Source organism: Leptothrix cholodnii SP-6, assembly GCF_000019785.1.
Taxonomy (GTDB): domain Bacteria; phylum Pseudomonadota; class Gammaproteobacteria; order Burkholderiales; family Burkholderiaceae_C; genus Sphaerotilus; species Sphaerotilus cholodnii.
The window spans coordinates 2,602,181-2,622,776 of sequence record NC_010524.1; the positions used below are offsets into that span (position 1 = coordinate 2,602,181).

Below are 20,596 nucleotides of genomic sequence, written 5' to 3' on the forward strand. Positions count from 1 at the left end.
TTCGTCAATACCTGAGGTGGCAGATGGATTCGATGGCGATGGGCAAGCGGGCGGTGCCCGCGATGGAGCTGCTGGCCGCACGCCTGCCGCAGCTGCGCAGCGCGGTGCTGTGCACCGGCGACGGTTTCAACGTCTGCTCGATCGGCGTCACCGAGAGCCAGCTGGGCAAGCTCGCCGCGCTGGCCAGCTCGCTGTTCACGATGGGCGAGGCCACCTTGTCGAGCCTGTCCGACGATGACAGCACCGGCGGACCGCCCGGCCTGGACGTGCTGACCCTCGAAGCCGGGGGTTCGATCCTGGTGGCCGTGCAGGTGCCGCACCCGACCCAGCCGCTGGTGCTGATGATCGGCGCGCGCAGTACCCCGCTGGGCGTGCTGCACCTGCGCGCACGCCAGAGCGCCGACGAGCTGGGCCGCCTGTTCGGTGCCGGCCCGCGCCTGCAGGCCGGCCGCCCGAGCCAACCGAGCCACCCGATGGCGCCGACCGCGACCGCGCCGCATCCGATCCCGACACGACAACCCACCCACGGAGACACCGCACCATGAACCTCGACATCGCCCAGCTCGACGCCGCCGTCAACGACCTCAAGGGTCTGCTGAAAGACGGCCTGCTGGCCACCGACATCTGGGACCGTGAAACCGGCCTTTCGCTGGCCGGCCACAACGCCCAGCCGGCCGCGGTGGCGCTGTTCACGCAGGTCACCAACGACCTGGTGGCGGTGCTCAGCAATGCGGGTTTTCCGTCGCTGCGCCGCTACCTGCTGCTCGATCTCGACGGCAATTCCACCGTGATGGTGATCCGCCACGGCGAGGACGTGCTGCAGGGCATGCTGCTCAACAACCAGCGCGCCAACCTCGGCCTGCTGATCGCCGTGGCCCTGCCGCGGATGCTGGAGTCGGTGGCCAAGGCGCGGCTCTGAGGCTCAAAGAGACAAGGGCCGCACTCAGGGAACGATCGAACCCTTGTCGAGCCGCAGCACGCGGTCGCAGCGCGCGGCCAGCGTGGTGTCGTGCGTGACCAGCACGAAGGCCGTGCCCTGGCGGCGCGCCAGGTCGAGCATCAGCTCGAACACCTGGGCGGCGGTTTCGCGGTCGAGGTTGCCGGTGGGTTCGTCGGCCAGCACGCAGGCCGGCTGGCTGACCAGCGCCCGCGCGATCGCCACCCGCTGGCGCTCGCCGCCCGACAGCTCGCTGGGCCGATGCCGCGTGCGCGCGGCCAGGCCCACGCTCGCCAGCATCGCCTGCGCCGCCTCGCGTGCATCGGCCATCGAGCCACGCCGGATCAACAGCGGCATCGCCACGTTATCGAGCGCGCTGAACTCGGGCAGCAAGTGGTGGAACTGATAGATGAACCCGAGGTGGCGGTTGCGCCAGCGGCCCTGCTCGGTGGCGTTCAGCCCGGCCAGGCGGCGGCCCATCAGCATGACCTCGCCGCTGGTGGGCGCGTCGAGCCCGCCCATCAGGTGCAGCAAGGTGCTCTTGCCCGAGCCCGAGGCCCCCACCACCGCGACGATCTCGCCGCGCGAGATGGTCAGGTCGACACCGCGCAGCACGGTGACGTCGAGCCCGTCGTCGCCGCCCTCGTGGTAGCGCCGCACCAGGCCGGTGGCCTTCAGCACCGCGTGGTTCACGCTGTCATTCATAACGCAGCGCCTCGGCCGGGTTGACACGGCTGGCGCGCCAGCTCGGATACAGCGTGGCCAGGAAGGCCAGCACCAGCGAGGTGATCACGATCGGCATGATGTCGGCGCTCTGCGGGTCGCTGGGCATGCGCGTGATGAGGTAGATGTTGCCGGGCAGGAAGCTGATGTTCAACAGCCGCTCGATCGCCGGCACGATGACGTCGATGTTGAGCGCCACCGCCAGCCCCAGCAGCAGCCCGCCGAAGGTGCCGATCACGCCCGAGGTGGCGCCCTGCACCATGAAGATGCCCATCACCGAGCGCGGGCTCGCGCCCAGCGTGCGCAGGATGGCGATGTCGGCGCGCTTGTCGGTCACCGTCATCACCAGCGTCGACACCAGGTTGAAGGCCGCCACCGCGACGATCAGCGTCAGGATCAGGCTCATCATGCGTTTCTCGATCTGCACCGCGTCGAACCAGGTCGCGTTGGTGCGGGTCCAGTCGCGCACCTGATAGGCCGGGCCGAGGCCGCCGACCAGGTCGGCCGCCACCGTGCGGGCCTGGTGCAGGTCGGCCAGCCGCAGCTGCACGCCCTGCGGGCCGCCGGTGCGGAACAGCCGCGCGGCGTCGTCGATGTGCATCAGCGCCATGCCGCTGTCGTATTCGTAGTGGCCGGCGTTGAACACGCCCGCCACCGTCACCTGCTTCAAGCGCGGCACCACGCCGGCCGGCGTGGTCTGGCCGCTGGGGGTGACGAGCGTGATGCTGTCGCCCTCCTGCACGCCCAGGCTGCGCGCCAGCTGCGCGCCGAGCACGACGCCCCAGCTGCCGGGCTGCAGGCGCTTGAGCACGCCGTCCTTGAGCTGCGCGCCCAGCGCGGTGACATCGGCCTCTTCGGCCGGATCGATGCCGCGCACCAGCACGCCGCGCATGTCGTCGCCGCGGGCGATCAGCGCCTGCGCAGCCACGAAAGGGGCCGTCGCCTTGACCTGCGGATGGCGCTGCAGTTGTGCCGCCAGCGCCTGCCAGTCGGCCAGCGGCTCGCCGCCGTTGCCGTAGACCTCGACGTGCGCGATCACGCTCAGCATGCGGTCGCGCACTTCCTTCTGGAAGCCGTTCATCACGCTGAGCACGATGATCAGCGCCGCCACGCCGAGCGCGATGCCGAGCATCGACACGCCCGAGATGAAGGAGATGAAGCCGTTGCGACGTCCACCGCGACCGGCTCGGGTGTAGCGCCAACCGATGCGCATTTCATAGGGCCAGTTCATGGGGTCGGCATGCTAACTGACACCTGCCGCGCGGCTTGGCCCCGGCCGGATAATCCGCGCTGCCCCTGAACCGACCGCAGCCAGCGTCCGCCCACCCGTGTCCCCATCCCCCGCCCAGCCCGCCCCGCACCTGCTGGTGCCCCACGCCAGCGGCATCTCCGCCGCCGCCCAGGCCGCCTTGCAGGTGCTGAAACTGCCCCGCCTGGAAGCGCTGCTCGAACGGCTGACCGAAACCGGCGCACCCGGCCCCGCACCCTCGGCCCATGCGGCCCATGCCAGCCGGCCGGGCACGGCCACCGAGCACGACGAAGCCGACGAATACAGCCTCAGCGCGCCGCACGAACACGTGCTGGCGCAGCTCCACGGCTGGCAGGGCGGCGACGGCCGCTGGCCCTGGGCCGCCGCGCTGGCCGCCGCCGACGGCGTGGCCGACGGCGGCGATCCGCACACCGCCTGGGGCCTGGTCACGCCGGTGCACTGGCAGGTCGGCAGCGACCAGATCTCGCTGCTCGACCCGGCCCTGCTCGAGCTCGGCGCCGACGAATCGCGCGCGCTGTTCGAGGCCCTGCTGCCCTCTTTCGAGGCCGAAGGCTGGCGCCTGATCTGGGGCGCGCCGCTGCGCTGGTACGCCCGCCACGCCAGCCTGGCCGGCCTGCGCACCGCCTCGCTCGACCGCGCCATCGGCCGCAGCCTCGACCTCTGGCTCAGCGACGACCTGCAGGCGCGCCGCCTGCGCCGCCTGCAGGTGGAGGCGCAGATGCTGTGGCACGAACACCCCGTCAACGAGGCCCGCGACGCGGCCCACCAGTGGCGCGTCAACTCCTTCTGGCTCAGCGGCTGCGGCGTGGCCCAGCCGGTGCTGCCGATCGCCGGCCTGCAGGTCGACGACAGCCTGCGCGCCGCCTTGCTGGCCGGCGACTGGCAACGCTGGTGCGACGCCTGGCAGGCGCTCGACGCCGGGCCGATCACCGAGCTGCTGGCGCGTGCCGAACGCGGCGAGCCGGTCACGCTGACGCTGTGCGGCGAACGCCGCGCGCGCCAATGGCAGGCCCGGCCGCAGGGCTGGCTGACGAAACTACGCCGGCGCCTGGGCGGCGGCTCGGGCGGCGGTGCGGCGGTCGTGCTGGGAGAACTTTGAGATGAGCACCCCGCAGATCGACATCCGCGACGTCCCGCCGCGCGCCGCCTGGGCGCTGGAGCAGGCCGGCGTTCACCCGCTGCTGGCGCGCCTGTACGCGGCGCGCGGCATCCGCACGCCGTCCGAACTCGACGACGGCCTGGCGCGCCTGATCCCGCCCACCGAACTGCTCGGCGCCGACGCCGCTGCGCGCCTGCTGGCCGACGCGCTGCAGGCCGGCGAGCGCATCGTCATCGTGGCCGACTACGACTGCGACGGCGCCACCGCCTGCGCCGTCGCGCTGCGTGGCCTGGCGATGCTGGGCGCCCGCCCCGGCACGCTGCAGCATGTGGTGCCCGACCGCGCGGTGCACGGCTACGGCCTGACGCCGACCATCGTCGACCTGGCGCTGGCCCGCCCGGCGCACGAGCGCCCGAGCGTGCTGGTGACAGTCGACAACGGCATCGCCAGCCACGCCGGCGTGGCGCACGCGCAAGCGCTGGGCATGAAGGTGCTCGTCACCGACCACCACCTGCCCGCGGCCGACGCCAACGGCGCGGTGACGCTGCCCACGGCCGACGTGATCGTCAACCCCAACCAGCCCGGCTGCGCGTTCGAGAGCAAGGCGCTGGCCGGGGTCGGCGTGATGTTCTACGTGCTGCTGGCGCTGCGCGCGGAGTTGCGTGCACGGGGTGCCTTCGATGCCGCGAATCAGCCACGGCTCGATGCGCTGCTCGACCTGGTCGCGCTCGGCACCGTGGCCGACGTGGTGCGGCTCGACGCCAACAACCGCCGGCTGGTCGCGCAGGGCCTGAAACGCATCCGCAGCGGGCGCATGCAGGCGGGCGTGGCGGCGCTGTTCGTGGCCGCCGGGCGTGATCCGATGAAAGCCAGCGGCTTCGACTTCGGCTTCGCGCTCGGCCCACGACTGAACGCCGCCGGGCGCCTGGCCGACATGGGCCTGGGCATCGCCTGCCTGCTGAGCGACGACCCGGGCCACGCCACCGAACTGGCGCAGCAGCTCGACGCCATCAACCGCCAGCGCCGCGAGGTCGAAAGCGGCATGAAGGAGCAGGCCGAGGTGCTGCTGGAGCGCCTGATGCCCGCCGGCGAGCCGCCGCCGGCGCTGTCGCTCTACGACCCCGAGTTTCATGAAGGCGTGGTCGGCATCGTCGCCGGCCGGCTGAAGGAGCGGCTGCACCGGCCGACCTTCGTGTTCGCACGCGGGGCCGACGGCCACCTCAAGGGCTCGGGCCGCTCGATCCCGGGATTTCACCTGCGCGACGCACTCGACCTGGTCGCCAAGCGCCACCCCGAGGTGCTCAAGAAGTTCGGCGGCCACGCGATGGCGGCCGGCTGCACGATCGACGAGGCCGACTTCGCCACCTTCGATGTCGCGCTGCAGCGGGTCGCCACCGAATGGCTGTCACCGGCCGCGCTGCAGCGCCGCCTGGCCACCGACGGCCCGCTGGAACGGCAGTGGTTCGACACCGACGTGGTGCAGCTGCTCGACGCGGCGGTCTGGGGCCAGGCCTTCGAGGCGCCGCTGTTCACCGACGAGGTCGACGTGGTGAGCCAGCGCCTGGTCGGCGAAAAGCACATGAAGCTCAGCGTGCGCCACGCCGGTCAACTGCGCGAGGCGATCTGGTTCGGCCACACCGAGGCCCTGCCCGCGCGCGTTCGGCTGGCCTACCGGCTCAGCCTGGACGAATACCAGGGCCGCAAGCGCGTGCAGATGGTGGTGGAAGCAGCGGCGGCCTGAACGCCGGCGGGCGCCCGCGTTCAGGGCCCGCAAGGCTTACGGCAGGTACTTCCAGGCGCCGTTGTCGATCGTCACCATCACGCGGGCGCGCTGGTCGAGGCCCAGGTGATCGGTGGCCGACATGTTGAAGATGCCGTGCGCGCCGGGCAGTTCCTTGACCTGCTCGATCGCGTCACGCAGCGCGACGCGGAACTCGGGCGTGCCCGGCTGCGCCTTCTTCAGTGCCACCGGCACCGCTGCGGTCATCAGCAGGCCGGCGTCCCAGGCGTGGGCGCCGAAGGTGCTGACGCTGCCCTTGCCGTAGGCGGCTTCGTACTTGGCGACGTAATCGCTGGCGCTCTTCTTCAGCGGATGCTTGGCCGGCAGCTGGTCGGCCACCAGCACCGGGCCGCTGGGCAGGATGGTGCCGTCGACGTCCTTGCCGCCCACGCGCAGGAAGTCGTTGTTGGCCACGCCGTGGGTCTGGTACTGCTTGCCGGTGAAGCCGCGTTCCTTCAACGCCTTGGCCGGCAGCGCGGCGGGCGTGCCCGAGCCGGCGACCAGCACCGCGTCGGGCTGCGCGGCCATCAGCTTGAGCACCTGCGCGGTCACCGAGGTGTCGGCGCGCGCATAACGCTCGCTGGCGACGATCTGGATGCCCTTGAGCCCGGCGGCCTTGGTGAACTCCTGGAACCAGCCTTCGCCGTAGGCATCGGCAAAACCGATGAAGCCGACCTTCCTGATGCCGTTGTCGGCCATGTGGGTGGCGATCGCCAGCGACATCATGATGTCGTTCTGCGGCGTCTTGAAGACCCAACGCTTCTTGGCGTCGACCGGCTCGACGATGCGCGCCGAAGCCGCCATCGAGATCATCGGCACCGAGGCCTCGGACACCGCATCGATCATCGCCAGCGAGTTGGGCGTGGTGGTCGATCCCAGCACCACGTCGACCTTGTCCTCGGTGATCAGGCGGCGCGTGTTGGCCACCGCCTTGGTGGTGTCGGAGGCGTCGTCGAGCACGATGTATTCGACCGTCTTGCCGCCGATGGTCTTGGGCATCAGCGCGATGGTGTTCTTCTCGGGAATGCCGAGCGACGCGGCCGGGCCGGTGGCCGACACCGTGACGCCGACCTTGATCTGCGCCATCGCACTGCCGGCGGCCAGGTTGAGCGAGGCGATGGCGGCGCCAGCGAGCAGGGTCTTGATGAACTTCATGGTTTTGTCTCCTTCGGTCGGGTGGGGTGAAATCAGGAAATGGGCATCGATCAGGGCGACGCAACCGACTCGGGCAATCGCACCGCCGCCAGGCCGCCCAGGAACAGGTCGGCCACCACCGGCGCCATGTCGGCGTGGCTCAAGGCGCCGCCCGGCTGCAGCCAGGTGAACATCCAGTTGATCATGCCGAACAGCAGCATCGTCAGCGGCTTGTGCAGCGCCGCGTCGGCGATGCCGGGGCGCACCGCGGCCACCGCGCGGGCAAAGGCGGCGACCACCTGGCGCTGGCCTTCGAGCACCTGCTCGCGCTCGGCATCACCGAGAAACCGCACATCCTCGGTCAGCACGCGGTGCTGGTGCTGGGCGTCGGCATAGGCCTGCACGAAGGCCAGGATCAGCGCACGCAGGTGCTCGTCGGGCAGCAGCTGGCGGGCGGCGACCTCGTCGACCAGTTCCTGCAGCGTGACGATGTGGTCCTCGCAGATCTGCAACAGCAGCGCCTGCTTGTCGCGCACGTAGTGGTAGAGCGCGGGCTTGGTCAGGCCGCAGGCGGCGGCGACCTCGTTCATCGAGGTGCCCGGATAACCGCGGGCGGCAAACAGCTCGGCCGCGCGGGCCAGGATGGCCTCGCGCTGATCGTCGTAGGTGGCGGAACGGCCGCGTGCCATAGGGGCTCAGCTTCGAATCGTGGAGGTCAGCTCATTGTCGCGGCCGGCGATCGATCACCCGCCGCGCCTTGCCGACCAGCGTGCGCTCGATGCTGTCGGCGTCACCCACGATCACGCTCGCGGTCACGCCGACCAGCGTCTTGATGCGCTGCTGCAGCCAGCGCGCGGCCTCGTCGCCCACTTCGGCACTGGTGCCGGGCAGGCGCTCGCAGCGCACCTCGAGCTCGTCCAGATGGCCGCTGCGCGTCACGATCAGCTGGTACTGGCCGGCGAGCTGACCGTGCTGCAGCACGATCTCCTCGATCTGGGTCGGGAAGACGTTGACGCCGCGGATGATCAGCATGTCGTCGCTGCGGCCGACGATCTTGCCGATGCGGCGCATGCTGCGCGAGGTGGGTGGCAGCAGGCGCGTGAGGTCGCGCGTGCGGTAGCGGATCACCGGCAGCGCCTCCTTGGTCAGCGTGGTGAAGACCAGCTCGCCTTCGCTGCCGTCGGGCAGCACCTCGCCGGTGACCGGGTCGATGATCTCGGGGTAGAAATGGTCCTCCCAGATCACCGGGCCGTCCTTGCTCTCGATGCACTCGCTGGCCACGCCCGGGCCCATCACCTCGCTGAGACCGTAGATGTCGACCGCATCGATGCCGGCGCTGGCCTCGATCTCGCGGCGCATCGCCTCGGTCCAGGGTTCGGCGCCGAAGATGCCGACCTTCAGCGAACTGGCCGCGGGATCGAGCCCCTGGCGGCGCATCTCTTCCACGATCACCTGCATGTAGCTCGGCGTCACCATGATGATGTCCGGCTTGAAATCGCTGATCAGCTGGACCTGCTTCTCGGTCTGGCCGCCGCTCATCGGGATCACCGTGCAGCCCAGCCGCTCGGCACCGTAGTGCGCGCCCAGCCCGCCGGTGAACAGGCCGTAGCCGTACGCGATGTGCACGATGTCGCCGGCCCGCCCGCCCGCGGCGCGGATCGAGCGCGCCACCAGGTCGGCCCAGTTGTCGATGTCGCGTTTCGTGTAGCCCACCACCGTCGGCTTGCCGGTGGTGCCCGACGACGCATGCACCCGCGACACCTGCTCGCGCGGCACCGCGAAGAGTCCGAACGGGTAGTTGTCGCGCAGCGTCGCCTTGGCCGTGAACGGGAACTTGGCCAGGTCGGCCAGCGTCTTCAGGTCCGACGGATGCACGCCCTTGGCATCGAAAGCCTGGCGGTAGTGCGCGACGTTGTCGTAGGCGTGCTGCAGCGTCCAGCGCAGGCGTTGCAGTTGCAGCGCCTGCAGTTCGTCGCGGCTGGCGGTTTCGATCGGCTCGAGGTCGCCGGGGGCAGGTTGTTTGACGGGCATGGGTGATCTCCGAATCGAATGCAGCCGAGCGGCGCTCAGGCTGAAAGAGGCAGCGTGACGACGGCTTGGCCGCGCTTGCGGTACGAGCGGCCGCGGAACGCCGCCACCGCCTCGCCGCGCTGGTTGTGCACGGCCACGTCGTAGACGCCCAGCCGGCCGCCCTGCTGCAGCTCGTGGGCGACGGCGGTGAGCACGTCGCCCTCGCGCGCGGCAGCCATCAGGTCGATGCTGAAACCCGAGGCCACCGTGACCTCGTTGCAGGCGTTGCAGGCGTAGGCGAAGGCGGTGTCGGCCAGCGTGGCCAGCAGCCCGCCGTGGCAGGTGGCGTGGCCTTGCAGCATGTCGGGGCGCACCGTCATCACGGCGGTGGCGCTGCCGGGGCCGATGGCGGTGATGGCGATGCCGAGCGCGCGCACGGCGTCGTCTTGCGCATACATGCCCTCGCGGACCAGTTCGGCGATCTGTTGCGGGGTCAGTTGGGATGTCATCGGTTCAGCGTTCGGTGAAGACAGCGGCGCGCTTGGCGAAGAAGGCGCCCACACCCTCGGCATAGTCGGCCGAGCGGCCGAGGCGGCGTTGCAGGCGCGCCTCGTTGTCGAGCGCGTCATCGAGGCCGGATGCGGCACCGGCATCGAGCGCTGCGCGGGTCTCGACCAGCGCCTTGACCGGCAGCGCCGCCAGCCGCTGGGCCAGCGCCATCGCCGCGGCGGGCAATTCGGCGTCGTCGACGCATTGCCAGATCAGGCCCCAGTCGGCGGCCTGCTGGGCGCCGAGCTTGTCGCCCAGCATCGCCAGGCCCAGCGCGCGCTGGCGGGTGGTCAGGCGCGGCAGCAGCCACGAGCCGCCGCAATCGGGCACCAGGCCGATCTTGATGAAGGCCTGGATGAAGCTGGCCGAACGCGCCGCCAGCGTCAGGTCGCAGCCGAGCGCCAGGTTGGCACCCGCCCCCGCCGCCACGCCGTTGACGGCGCAGACCACCGGCACCGGCATGCTCTGCACGCGCAGCGCCAGCGGGCGGTAGGTGGCCTCGATCAGCGCGCCGATGTCGGGCTGCTGCTCGGGCGGCGCCATCACGCCGTCGATGCGGATCGGCGCCACCGCCGGGTCGGTCAGATCCTGGCCGGCGCAGAAACCCCGGCCCGCGCCGGTGATCAGCACGCAGCGCACCGCGTCGTCGGACGCCGCCGCATCGAGCGCCGCCAGCAACTCGCCGTGCATCTCGGTCGTGAAGCTGTTGAGCGCCTGCGGGCGATTGAGCGTGAGCGTGCGCACGGCACCCGTTTGCGTCACCAACACCAAGGATTCAGACACGTTGCACACTCCAAAACATTCTTGACCGACCGGTAGGTAAATCGTAGCCTCCGCTTTGATCTGCAACAAGCCCGCATCACTCGGGATCAACCCGCGGGTGCCCGGCCCCCCCTGCCCATACAACGAGGAGACAAGATGCCCTGTTATTCGATCGACGGCGTGGTGCCGGTGGTGCACCCGAGCGCGCATGTGCACCCGACCGCCGTGCTGATCGGCGACGTGATCGTCGGCCCCGGCGCCTACATCGGCCCGCTGGCCAGCCTGCGCGGCGACTTCGGCCGCATCGTCATCGAAGAAGGTGCCAACGTGCAGGACACCTGCGTGATGCACGGCTTCCCCGGCAGCGACACCGTCGTCGAGGTCAACGGCCACATCGGCCACGGCGCGGTGCTGCACGGCTGCGTGGTGCGGCGCGACGCGCTGGTCGGCATGAACGCGGTGATCATGGACGAGGCCGAGGTCGGCGAAGCGACCATCGTGGCCGCCTGCGCCTTCGTGCGCGCCGGCGTCAAGCTGCCACCGCGCTCGCTGGTGGCGGGCCTGCCGGCCAAGGTGATCCGGCCGCTGAGCGACGACGAGATCGCCTGGAAACGCGAGGGCACCGCCGTCTACCAGGACCTGACGCGGCGCTGTCTGGCCAGCTTGCACGAGGTGCAGCCGCTCGCGGAGGTCGAGTCCGACCGCCCACGGGTGCCGGCGCCGGATGTGAAGTCGCTGATCGCGACGCGACGCGACGGTGCTGCGGACCCCTCAACGCCCTGAGCATCAGGCCGACGCCGTCAAGCCCGGGCCACCCGCCGGGCGCCCGTCAGCCCGCGCTGCGGCGATGCGATTGGCGCATCACCAGCGTGCCGGGCGCCATCAGAGAACCCAGCGAGTCCGCATCCGGGTCGAGGATGCGGCGCAGCGCCTCGCTGACGAGGTATTCGATCGGCTGGCGGAAGGTGGTGAGCTCGTAGCTGGGCGAGCTGCCGAGCTCGATGTCGTCGAAGCCGACGATGGCGATCTTGCGCTGCGAGTGGGTCGCCACCAGCGCATCCATCGCGCCGATGGCCAGGATGTCGTTTTCGCAGAACAGCGCCTCGATGCGCTCGCCGCGAGGCGTCGCCTCGAGATAGCGCTGCAGCGTCTGCAGGCCTTCGCTGCGGCGATAGTGGCTGGCTTCGAGCACCAGAGACAGCGGCGTGCCGGCCTCTTTCAAGCGGTCGCGAAAGCCCTCCATGCGCCGCAGCTCGGTGCGCTCGGACATCGGGCCGGCCATGTAGCCGATCCGGCGGTAGCCCTCGCTCAGGAACAGGTCGGCGATCTCGCCGCCCGCCACGTAGCCGTCGGTGCTGACGTAGCGGATGTCGGCCTCGCCGCTGTTGCGCAGGATCACGACCAGCGGGATGTGCTTGATGCGCTGCGCCAGCTCGATCAGGTCACGCTTGAGCGTGGTGCCGAGAAACACGATGCCGTCGACCTGGAACTGGTCCGCCAGGTTCACCGCTTCGGCCGGGCCGTATTCGGCGCTGAGGTTGAGCAGCAGGGTGCTGTAGCCACGCGCCTGCATCTGCCGGGTGGCCTCGTTGAGCACGCGCAACTGGTTGAAGTTGCCCAGTTCGTCGACCACCAGCGCGATCAGCCGGGTGCTGCGCGTGGACAGGCTGCGCGCCAGCAGATTGGGCGTGTAGCCCATCTCGGCGGCGATCTGGCGAATGCGCTCACGCACCTTGGGTGCGACCGTGCCGCCATCGGTGAAGGCGCGCGACACGGTCCACTTGGAAACCCCCGCTCGCTCTGCCACGTCCTTGGCCGTGACTTTCTTGATGCGCGGATCGGAGGGCGGCTGCATGGCGGGGGACATCCTTCATTCGGTCGGATCGGGGAGAGCCGGTTATTGTGAATCGTGCGCAAGCCCTCCTTGCGACCGGTCCCGGCCCCGATCCGCCGGCTCAGATGGTTCCGCCCAGCGAGCCCTCCAGCGTCGCCAGTTCCTGTCCCCCGGCCATCAGGTCTTGCAACTCCTCGGCGCGGATGTGGCCACGAGCGGCGGTGCCCAGCGTGCGGCCGCGGTTGATCACGGTGAAGCGATCACCCACGGCCATGGCATGGCGGACGTTGTGCGTGATGAAGACCACGCCGACGCCCTGCTTGCGCACGCGGTCGATGGTGGCCAGCACGTTGGCAGTCTGGCGCACGCCCAGTGCCGAGGTCGGCTCGTCGAGGATCAGCACCTTGGCACCGAAGTAGACCGCGCGGGCGATCGCCACCGTCTGGCGCTCGCCGCCCGACAGCGTGCCCACCGCCTGGTCGGGCTCGCGCAGCCGGATGCCCATCTTGGTCATCTCGGCCATCGTCACGTCGTTGGCATGCTGGACGTCGAAGCGCATGAACGGCCCCCAGCCCTTGGTGGGCTCGCGGCCCATCCAGAAATTGCGCGTCACCGACATCAGCGGAATCATCGCCAGGTCCTGGAACACGGTCGCGATGCCGGCGTTCATGGCCGCGCGCGGGCTGTCGAAAGTGACAGGCTGGCCGTTGACCAGCATCTGCCCCTTCGACGGCGCATGCACGCCCGACATGGTCTTGATGAAGGTCGACTTGCCGGCGCCGTTGTCGCCCAGCAGGCAGTGGCATTCACCGGACTGCACGCTGAACGAGACCCCGGCCAGCGCGATGATGTTGCCGTAGTGCTTCTCGATGTCGCGCATCTCGACCAGGGGTTGCGCCTGGCTTGTCTGTTGAGTGGTGCCCATGTCAACGCTCCCCGGTCACGCGCTTGCGGATGATGTTGTTGAACAGCACGGCCACCAGCAGCATGCCGCCCAGGAACACGAGGTACCAGTCCTGGTCGATGCGGGTGTAGGTCAGGCCGATCATGACCATGCCGAAGATGATGGAGCCGAGGAAGGCGCCGATCGCCGAGCCGTAGCCGCCGGTCAGCAGGCAGCCGCCGATGACCGCGGCAATGATGGCCTCGAACTCCTTCTGGAAGCCGCGGCGGGCGTCGGTCGAGCCGCTGCCCAGCACCGTGATCACGGCCACCAGCCCGGCGCACAGCGCGGCCAGCACGAACAGCCCGATCTTGACCTTGCGCACCGGCACGCCGGAGTTCTTGGCCGCCACCGGGTCGCCGCCCGAGGCGAAGATCCAGTTGCCCAGCGGCGTGCGCAGCAGCACCCAGGTGGCCAGGCCGGTCAGGATCACGAACCAGACGATCTCGACCGGGATGCCGGTGACCATCGCCTCGCCATTGTCGAAGCGGGGAATCCAGCCGCGCTCTGTCAACGTCCGGAACAGGCCTTCGAAAGCCTTGCCGCTGAACACGCCCAGCAGCGCATGGCCCTCGACCGCCTCGGTGATGCCGCGCATCTGGGTCGAACCGCCGGTCGCCCACTTGAGGCCGACCAGGCTCAGCCCGCGCAGCATGAACAGGAAGGCCAGCGTGACGATGAAGCTCGGCAGGCCGGTGCGGATCACGAGATTGGCGTTGAGGGCGCCGATGGCACCGGCCACCACCAGCGTCAGCAGCACGGCGGCCAACAGGGGCAACTGCAGCACGGTGATGCTGGCGCCGAAGATCAGGCCGGCGAAGGCGACCATCGAGCCGATCGACAGGTCGAACTCACCGCCGATCATCAGGAGTGCCGCGCCCAGGGCCAGGATGCCGAGTTGCGCCGCCGGGGTCAGGAAGTTGACGAGGCCGGCGAGGTTGAACATCACCGGGTCGGCAGTGATGAAGAAGAAACACGTCACCAGGATCAGCCCGGCCACCGCGCCGAGCTCGGGGCGGCGCATCAGCCGGGAGAGGCGGGAGACGGTCCTGAGCCGCTCGTCACCGGGAACGAGGGTGTTCTTGAAGCTGCCTGAGGGGATCATGCGTAGGGGGCCATCGGGTGGCGTCCAGGTCGGTCGCTGCGTGTGCGTTCGCGCAGACCCAAGCAAAGGCGAACGCACAGGCAAAGACGTGGGCAGAGATGAGGACAGGGGCGTGGGTGGTACGCAGCAGCTTCGCTCAGCGGATGCCCTTGGCCGACAGTTCGGTCACCTGCGAGGCCTTGTCGGCAGTGATCAGGTTCGGGCCCGAGGGCACGTTGCCGCCGGGGATCAGGCCGAACTTGGCGTGCAGCGCCAGGAAGGACACCGGCAGATAGCCTTGCAGGAACTGCTGCTGGTCGATCGCGAAGGCGGCTTCCTTGGCAGCCACGGCCTTCAGGAAACCGGCCGACAGGTCGAACGTGGCGACGTGGATCTTGGCCAGACGGCCCGAGTCCTTGGCGGCCGCCAGGGCCGGCTCACCGGCGGTCGAGGCGCCCAACGCCATGATGGTGTCGACCGAGGTGTCGGAATCCAGCGCGGCCTTGACCTTGGCGCGCACTTCCGACGGCTCGTTGCCGGTGGGCACCACCTTGGATTTGCCGCCGAAGCCGTCGGCGAAGCCCTTGCAGCGCAGGTCCAGCGAGACGTTGCCGACTTCCTGATTGACGCAGATGCCGTTCTTGCCGCCCATCGCCTTGAGTCGCTCGCCGGCCGACTTGCCCGCGTCGTACTCGGACTGACCGACGTGCAGCACGGCGCCGAGCTTCTTGGACGACTCCAGGCCCGAGTTGATCGTGATGACCGGAATGCCGGCCCTGACGGCACGCTGGATCGCGGCGCCCAGCGCCGATGCGTCCGGCAACGACACCACCAGGCCGTCCGGCTTCTGGTTGACGGCCGCATCGATCAGGCGGCTCATCGCGACCATGTCGAACGATTCCGGCGCGCGGTAGGTGACCTTGACACCCGAGTCCTTGGCAGCGGCCTCGACGCCGTTCTTGACCACCGACCAGAACGCGTCATTGGCCTGACCATGGGTGACCACGGCGATGTTCTGGGCGTGTGCGCCGGCGCAGACCAGCACAGCGGCTGCAGCAACGGTCTGTGCGATTTGGCGTTGGAAGTTCATGGAGTCTCCGGTGTGTAGGTGATCAAGTCGTTTCAGGTCCGCTCCGTTCGGGTTGTCATGACTGCGGTCGGCGTGACGTGACACGGAACGGTGGGGTCAAATCCCGGCAAGTAATGCCACCGGGTGCAGCCATCATAGAATCACATTGGAAACTGATTTCTAAGTGCTTACACCTAGAGAAAAACACTGCGCTTCACGAACCTTTCTGTGAATTCGGCTCTCGGACCGAGAGGAACGCGTTCTCCGGGTTGCGTCGCATCGAAAAAGTGGCGAACCAGCCGCTCGCTGGGCGGTTGCATCTTGTATGGACGGAGCCGTCAGCGGTCCGCCAGACCAGCATTGCAGGTACTTCTGTCAAAAAACTGCACCCGGGAGCAGTTTTCAAATAGACTCGCATCCTGTCCGACGAGGCCTCTGCATCCGCTGAACCCGGGTCTCGTGGTCGCCGCTGCGCCGTCGGGCGATCTCTGTCATGTCCGAACGGCAGCCCCGCTGACGAGGGCCGCCGTGATCCACTGAAAGTGCCTCCATGTCTTCACCCTTTGTGCTGGCCGCCTGCGCCGAAATGCTTTGGAACGATCGCCCGATGTCGTGGCGGCTCGCCCGCCTCACCGAGATGGGCTTCGAGGTCGGCATCTGGAACTCGCCCAACCATGACCTGGCCATGCTCGAGAAGTCGGGCGCGCGCTTCTCGTCGATGACCGGCTACCTGCGCGGCCGCCTGGCCGATGACGCCGGTGCCGACGAGTTGCTGGCCACCGCCGCCGAGGCGATTGCCGTCGGCAAGCGTCTGAACGTGGCGCGGCTCAATCTGCATGGCACGGGTCTGGGCGACCGCGGCCTGCCCGTCACGCCCTGCGAGACCGTCACCGGCGCGATGTGGCTCAAGGCGCGCGACACGCTCGAGCGCATCGCCGACCTGGCCGAGACGCACGGCGTCACCTTCATGATCGAAAACCTGAACCTGCCCGTCGATCACCCCGGCGTGCCGTTCGCGCTCGCCAAGGACACGCTGGCCTTGGTGTCGTCGATCAACCGCCCGGGCCTCAAGCTCAACCTCGACCTCTATCACGCGCAGATCGGCGAGGGCAACCTGATCGAGCTGTGCCGCGCCTGCCAGCCGTGGATCGGGGAGGTGCAGGTGGCCGACGTGCCCGGCCGCATGGAGCCCGGCACCGGCGAGATCAACTACGCCGGCGTGGCCCGCGCGCTCAAGGCAATGGGCTATCGAGGCACGGTCTGCATGGAGGCGTTTGCCTCGGGCGACGCCGAGGCAGCGCTCGAAGCCTTCCGCACCGCGTTCACGGTCTGACGGGTCGGCCTCGCGCCCTTCTTGCCAACACCGTTTCACTTCTCCATCGCACCGCAGCCCGCGGTGTTTCCACTCCAAACCCCACCAAGGAATCCCCATGATCAAAGTCGGACTGCTGGGCGCCGGTCGCATCGGCAACGTGCACGCCAAGAGCATCGTCGCCAACCCGGCCAGCCAGCTGGTTGCCATCGCCGACGTCAACCATGCGGCCGCTGAAAAGCTCGCCAACGAATACGGCGCGCAGGCGCGCACCGTCGACGACATCATCAACGACCGAAGCATCGACGCGGTGCTGATCGCCACCTCCACCGACACCCACTCGGACCTGATCGAAGCGGCCACCGCTGCCGGCAAGGCCGTGCTGTGCGAGAAGCCGGTCGACCTCGATCTGGAGCGCGCGCTGGCCTGCCAGGCCGCAGCCGCCCGGCATGGCCGCCCGGTGATGATCGGCTTCAACCGCCGCTTCGATCCCAACTTCGCGGCCGTCAAGCGCGCGCTCGACGCCGGCGAGATCGGCCGCGGCGAACTGCTGGCGATCACCTCGTTCGACCCGGCGCCGCCGCCGGTCAGCTACATCAAGGTCTCGGGCGGCCTGTTCCGCGACATGGCGATCCACGACTTCGACATGGCCTGCTGGATCTTCGGCGCCGCGCCGGTCGAGGTTTCGGCGGTCGGCACCAGCATCGTCGATGCGGCCATCGGCGAGGCCGGTGACGTCGACACCGCCGTCATCACGCTGCGTTTTGCCGACGGCCGCATCGCCGTCATCAAGAACAGCCGCCGCGCCGTCTACGGCTACGACCAGCGCCTGGAACTGCTCGGTGCCACCGGCCTGCTGCAGGCCGGCAACATGCTCGAGAACACGGTCGCCAAGACCACCACCGCCGGCGCCCTGAGCGCCAAGCCGGAGTTCTTCTTCCTGGAGCGCTACATGCGTGCCTACGAGGCCGAATGGCGCGCCTTCGTGCAGGCGGTCGAACAGGGTGGCGCGATGCCCGTCACGCTGCAGGACGGCGTCAATGCGCTCGCAGTGGCCGAGGCCGCCACGCTGTCGGCGCGCATCGGCCGCGCGGTCAAGCTCGCCGACGGCCGCCCGGTCGTGGCCTGAGCCATGACCCGCCTCGAGGCGTCACCGGGCCAGGCCCGCGAGGGCTGGCCGCTGGCCCCGGCGAGGGGCGAGGCGATGTCGCATCCACCGGAGCCGGCGCTGCCGCAGGGGCTGCAGGGCCGCTGGCTGCGGCGCGCCGTGGACGTGGCGCCTCGGGCGGGTCGATCGGCCTTGCTGCAGCGCATCGAGGCCGACCTGCCCAAGCTCAGCCCGCAACTGCGCAAGGTGGCCGAGCACCTGGTGCGCGAGCGCGGGCTGCCGCACCGCTACCGCATCACCGATTTCGCCCGACTCACCGACACCACGCCGGTGACGGTGGTGCGGCTGGCCAAGCGCTACGGCTTCCAGGGCTTCTACGAACTGAAGTTCGCGTTCCTGCTGGACGACGACGGGGCGCCGCCCGCGGCGATGACGGATGAGCCCGAACCATCGCCGTCGGACCCGCAGGCGCTGCGCGGCGCGCAGCGCGCCATCGCTGCGCTGCGCAGCGTGGTCGAGCACCCGGCCTTCATGCAGACCGCACGCTGGCTGCTGGAGGCTGACGGGGTGTGGGTCGGCAGCGCGTCGCGTGCCGACGAAGCGCTGGCGGGCTGCATGGTTCAAAGCCTGCAGTTCGCGGGGCTGCCTGCCCGCTCGGCGTCGACCGATCGCCTCGAGGCCCAAGCGTCATCGACCTTCTCCAGATCCGTTCACCTGCATGTGGCGCTGACGGGCGAGTCACCCGGCACCAGCGGAACGGTCCACTCCGCGGCGCGCTGGCAGGACCGCGTGATCGCCCTGTGTCGCGCGCCTCAATCCGCGCCCCCCGCGATCACCGCAGACGAACGGCTCGTCATGCTCGGCCTGGACATCGAAAGCGCGGACTCGGCGCTGCCAGCAGCCTTGGGCCTGATTGCGGCCTGGTCGGGGGCCATGCGGGCCATGGGCAGCGGTCACTGATCCATCGACGGCCCTGTCGAATCACCCGAACGCCGACACGATCCGGCTGGACGTTTTCGCCGACACTCTTGGGTTGTGCCAACTCGAGCCTCGCCCATGGACCGCTACGCCGTCGCCGGTTATCCCGTCAAACACAGCCGCTCGCCGGCCATCCACAGCCAGTTCGCCGCGCAGACCGGCGAGCCGCTGGTGTACGAAAAGCTCGAGGTCCTGCCCGGCACCTTCGTGGCCAGCGTGCAGGCTTTCCAGGCCGCCGGCGGGCGCGGCTGCAACGTGACGGTGCCGTACAAGCTCGAAGCCTTCGAGGCCGCGGCGCGCCGCACCCCGCGCGCCGAGATGGCGCAGGCCATCAACACGCTGCGTTTCGACGCCGACGGCTGGACCGGCGACAACACCGACGGCGCCGGCCTGGTGCGCGACATCGAGGTCAACGGCGGCGTCAGCCTGCGCGGCCGCCGCGTGCTGCTGATCGGCGCCGGTGGCGCGGCTTCGGGCGCGCTGGCGCCGCTGATCGAAGCCGGCCCGGCCGAGCTGGTGATGTGCAACCGCACGGTCGCCCGCGCGCAGCAGTCGGTGCAGCGCCATGCCGAACTGGCCCGCGCCCGCGGCGTGGCACTGAGCGCGGCCACGCTCGACGATTGCGGCAGCGGCTTCGACGTCATCATCAACGCCACCTCCAGCAGCCTGGCCGGCATGCCCAGCCCGGTGGGCGCGCAGGTGCTCAGGCCCGGCTCGCTGGTGCTGGACATGATGTACGGCCCGGCGGCCAAACCCTTCCTGGCCTGGGCGCAATCGCACGGCGCCACCGCGCGCGACGGCCTGGGCATGCTGATCGAGCAGGCCGCCGAGGCCTTCTTCTTCTGGCGCGGCGTGCGCCCGGCCACCGACGGCGTGATGGCGGGCATCCGCGCCGAACTCGACGCCGCCTGAGCGCGGCAAGCGACCTGATCCGCCCGCGCCGGCACCCGGCTGCGGGCGGTTCCGATTGATGCGTTGTCGGCATCAAAACTTCCGAAACGTGCAATTCCCGGATGCAATGACCGGGTCGAGAATCGTCAGCGAGCCGTCGAAACCTTCGACGCCCCTCGACTGCCACGAGCCTCGACACCGCCATGAACGCACCCGCTCCCGCCCTCGATCCGACCGCCTGGATCGGCCGCAGCGAAACCACGCACGACCGCATCACCGCGGCCCCGGTGCGCGCCCTCACCGCCACGCTCGACCACCCGGCGGTGGACGCACCCGACGGCACGGCACTGCCGCCGCTGTGGCACTGGCTGTACTTCCTGCCGATGCACCGGCAGTCCGAGATCGGCCCGGACGGCCACGCGAAACGCGGCGGTTTCCTGCCGCCGGTGCCGCTGCCGCGGCGCATGTGGGCGGGCAGCCAGTTCGAGTTCCGCACCCCCATCCGTGTCGGCGACGCGGTGGAACGCACGTCGACCATCGACGATGTCAGCACCAAGACCGGTCGCACCGGCACGCTGGTGTTCGTGAAGGTGCGCCACGAGGTGCGCTGCAACGGCGCGGCCGACGCGGCGCTGGTGGAGTTTCACGACATCGTCTACCGCGAGGCGAAGCAGCCGGGTGATGTGGATCCGCCACCGCTCAGAGCGCCGGAACTTCCGCAAACGCACCCCCTCGGGGGGCAGCGACCGCAGGGCGCGTGGGGGCGCCAGATCGTGCCCGACGACGTGCTGCTGTTCCGCTACAGCGCGCTGACCTTCAACGGCCACCGCATCCACTACGACCGCCAGTACGTGACCCAGGCCGAGGGCTACCCCGGCCTGATCGTGCACGGCCCGCTGATCGCCACGCTGCTGATGGACCTGCTGCGCCGCGAGCTGCCCGCGGCCGACGTGGCGAGCTTCCGTTTCAAGGCGGTGCGCCCGACCTTCGACCTGAACCCGTTCAGCGTGCACGGCGCGCTGCAGCCCGACGGCAGGACCGTGCGCCTGTGGGCGCAGGACCACGAGGGCTGGCTGACGATGGACGCCACCGCCACCTTGCGCTGAACCGGGA

Annotated in this window: 21 protein-coding genes; 10 read left to right on the plus strand and 11 right to left on the minus strand. The window is 69.7% G+C overall.

The genetic code is table 11. The annotated features are described in order from the left end of the window. Positions 1-23 precede the first annotated feature (23 nt). Both LCHO_RS11960 and LCHO_RS11965 read left to right on the plus strand, forming a co-directional pair. Positions 24-545, plus strand: coding sequence for a roadblock/LC7 domain-containing protein (locus LCHO_RS11960; protein ID WP_012347416.1), 522 nt, complete (start codon positions 24-26; stop codon positions 543-545). After that, a complete protein-coding gene (locus tag LCHO_RS11965) occupies positions 542-919 on the plus strand; it encodes a hypothetical protein (RefSeq protein ID WP_012347417.1) in 378 nt (125 codons plus the stop codon). The genes LCHO_RS11960 and LCHO_RS11965 overlap by 4 nt, the downstream gene beginning before the upstream one ends. A 24-nt stretch (positions 920-943) precedes the next feature. On the opposite strand, the gene lolD is transcribed toward LCHO_RS11965, so the two are convergent. Continuing rightward, entirely contained in the window at positions 944-1,642 is a 699-nt protein-coding gene (lolD, locus tag LCHO_RS11970) for a lipoprotein-releasing ABC transporter ATP-binding protein LolD (protein ID WP_012347418.1), read from the minus strand. Continuing rightward, positions 1,635-2,891 carry a lipoprotein-releasing ABC transporter permease subunit gene (locus LCHO_RS11975; RefSeq protein ID WP_012347419.1) on the minus strand — a complete coding sequence of 419 codons (1,257 nt, stop codon included), beginning with the start codon at positions 2,889-2,891 and terminating at the stop codon, positions 1,635-1,637. Before LCHO_RS11975 ends, lolD begins: the two co-directional genes overlap by 8 nt. Before the next feature lie 97 nt (positions 2,892-2,988). On the opposite strand from LCHO_RS11975, the gene LCHO_RS11980 reads away from it, so the two are divergent. Then, a complete protein-coding gene (locus tag LCHO_RS11980; RefSeq protein WP_012347420.1) occupies positions 2,989-4,029 on the plus strand; it encodes a putative signal peptide protein in 1,041 nt (346 codons plus the stop codon). Between the two features lies 1 nt (position 4,030). Further along, positions 4,031-5,770, plus strand: coding sequence for a single-stranded-DNA-specific exonuclease RecJ (recJ, locus tag LCHO_RS11985; protein ID WP_012347421.1), 1,740 nt, complete (start codon positions 4,031-4,033; stop codon positions 5,768-5,770). Positions 5,771-5,806: 36 nt separating this feature from the next. On the opposite strand, the gene LCHO_RS11990 is transcribed toward recJ, so the two are convergent. From LCHO_RS11990 to LCHO_RS12010, 5 genes are read right to left on the minus strand one after another with little or no spacing between them, the layout of a single operon-like run. Then, positions 5,807-6,964, minus strand: coding sequence for an ABC transporter substrate-binding protein (locus LCHO_RS11990; RefSeq protein ID WP_012347422.1), 1,158 nt, complete (start codon positions 6,962-6,964; stop codon positions 5,807-5,809). Between the two features lie 50 nt (positions 6,965-7,014). Next, a complete protein-coding gene (locus tag LCHO_RS11995; protein WP_012347423.1) occupies positions 7,015-7,632 on the minus strand; it encodes a TetR/AcrR family transcriptional regulator in 618 nt (205 codons plus the stop codon). 31 nt (positions 7,633-7,663) lie between these two features. Next, entirely contained in the window at positions 7,664-8,974 is a 1,311-nt protein-coding gene (gene paaK / locus LCHO_RS12000) for a phenylacetate--CoA ligase PaaK (RefSeq protein ID WP_012347424.1), read from the minus strand. A gap of 35 nt (positions 8,975-9,009) precedes the next feature. Next, positions 9,010-9,462, minus strand: coding sequence for a hydroxyphenylacetyl-CoA thioesterase PaaI (gene paaI, locus LCHO_RS12005; protein ID WP_012347425.1), 453 nt, complete (start codon positions 9,460-9,462; stop codon positions 9,010-9,012). A gap of 4 nt (positions 9,463-9,466) precedes the next feature. Then, positions 9,467-10,285 carry an enoyl-CoA hydratase-related protein gene (locus LCHO_RS12010; protein ID WP_012347426.1) on the minus strand — a complete coding sequence of 273 codons (819 nt, stop codon included), beginning with the start codon at positions 10,283-10,285 and terminating at the stop codon, positions 9,467-9,469. Positions 10,286-10,420: 135 nt separating this feature from the next. Between LCHO_RS12010 and paaY the strand changes: the two genes are divergently transcribed. Next, positions 10,421-11,047 carry a phenylacetic acid degradation protein PaaY gene (gene paaY / locus LCHO_RS12015; RefSeq protein ID WP_012347427.1) on the plus strand — a complete coding sequence of 209 codons (627 nt, stop codon included), beginning with the start codon at positions 10,421-10,423 and terminating at the stop codon, positions 11,045-11,047. 46 nt (positions 11,048-11,093) lie between these two features. On the opposite strand, the gene LCHO_RS12020 is transcribed toward paaY, so the two are convergent. The 4 genes from LCHO_RS12020 to LCHO_RS12035 form a co-directional block, all read right to left on the minus strand. Then, positions 11,094-12,119: a LacI family DNA-binding transcriptional regulator gene (locus LCHO_RS12020; RefSeq protein ID WP_012347428.1), complete on the minus strand. Its 1,026-nt coding sequence runs from the start codon at positions 12,117-12,119 to the stop codon at positions 11,094-11,096. Between the two features lie 100 nt (positions 12,120-12,219). Beyond that, positions 12,220-13,023: an ATP-binding cassette domain-containing protein gene (locus LCHO_RS12025; protein WP_012347429.1), complete on the minus strand. Its 804-nt coding sequence runs from the start codon at positions 13,021-13,023 to the stop codon at positions 12,220-12,222. Position 13,024: 1 nt separating this feature from the next. Further along, entirely contained in the window at positions 13,025-14,146 is a 1,122-nt protein-coding gene (locus tag LCHO_RS12030) for an ABC transporter permease (RefSeq protein ID WP_012347430.1), read from the minus strand. Between the two features lie 136 nt (positions 14,147-14,282). Continuing rightward, entirely contained in the window at positions 14,283-15,215 is a 933-nt protein-coding gene (locus LCHO_RS12035) for a sugar ABC transporter substrate-binding protein (protein WP_012347431.1), read from the minus strand. A gap of 529 nt (positions 15,216-15,744) precedes the next feature. Between LCHO_RS12035 and LCHO_RS12040 the strand changes: the two genes are divergently transcribed. The 5 genes from LCHO_RS12040 to LCHO_RS12060 all read left to right on the plus strand — a co-directional run bounded on the left by LCHO_RS12040 (position 15,745) and on the right by LCHO_RS12060 (position 20,589). Continuing rightward, positions 15,745-16,527: a TIM barrel protein gene (locus LCHO_RS12040; protein ID WP_012347432.1), complete on the plus strand. Its 783-nt coding sequence runs from the start codon at positions 15,745-15,747 to the stop codon at positions 16,525-16,527. Positions 16,528-16,624: 97 nt separating this feature from the next. Then, positions 16,625-17,635, plus strand: coding sequence for an inositol 2-dehydrogenase (gene iolG / locus LCHO_RS12045; protein ID WP_012347433.1), 1,011 nt, complete (start codon positions 16,625-16,627; stop codon positions 17,633-17,635). 3 nt (positions 17,636-17,638) lie between these two features. Beyond that, positions 17,639-18,574 carry a MurR/RpiR family transcriptional regulator gene (locus LCHO_RS22210; RefSeq protein WP_012347434.1) on the plus strand — a complete coding sequence of 312 codons (936 nt, stop codon included), beginning with the start codon at positions 17,639-17,641 and terminating at the stop codon, positions 18,572-18,574. 96 nt (positions 18,575-18,670) lie between these two features. After that, entirely contained in the window at positions 18,671-19,504 is an 834-nt protein-coding gene (aroE, locus tag LCHO_RS12055) for a shikimate dehydrogenase (protein WP_012347435.1), read from the plus strand. Positions 19,505-19,686: 182 nt separating this feature from the next. Beyond that, on the plus strand, positions 19,687-20,589 hold the full coding sequence (locus LCHO_RS12060) for an HTD2 family dehydratase (RefSeq protein ID WP_012347436.1): 903 nt from the start codon (positions 19,687-19,689) through the stop codon (positions 20,587-20,589). The last annotated feature ends 7 nt before the right edge of the window (positions 20,590-20,596 follow it).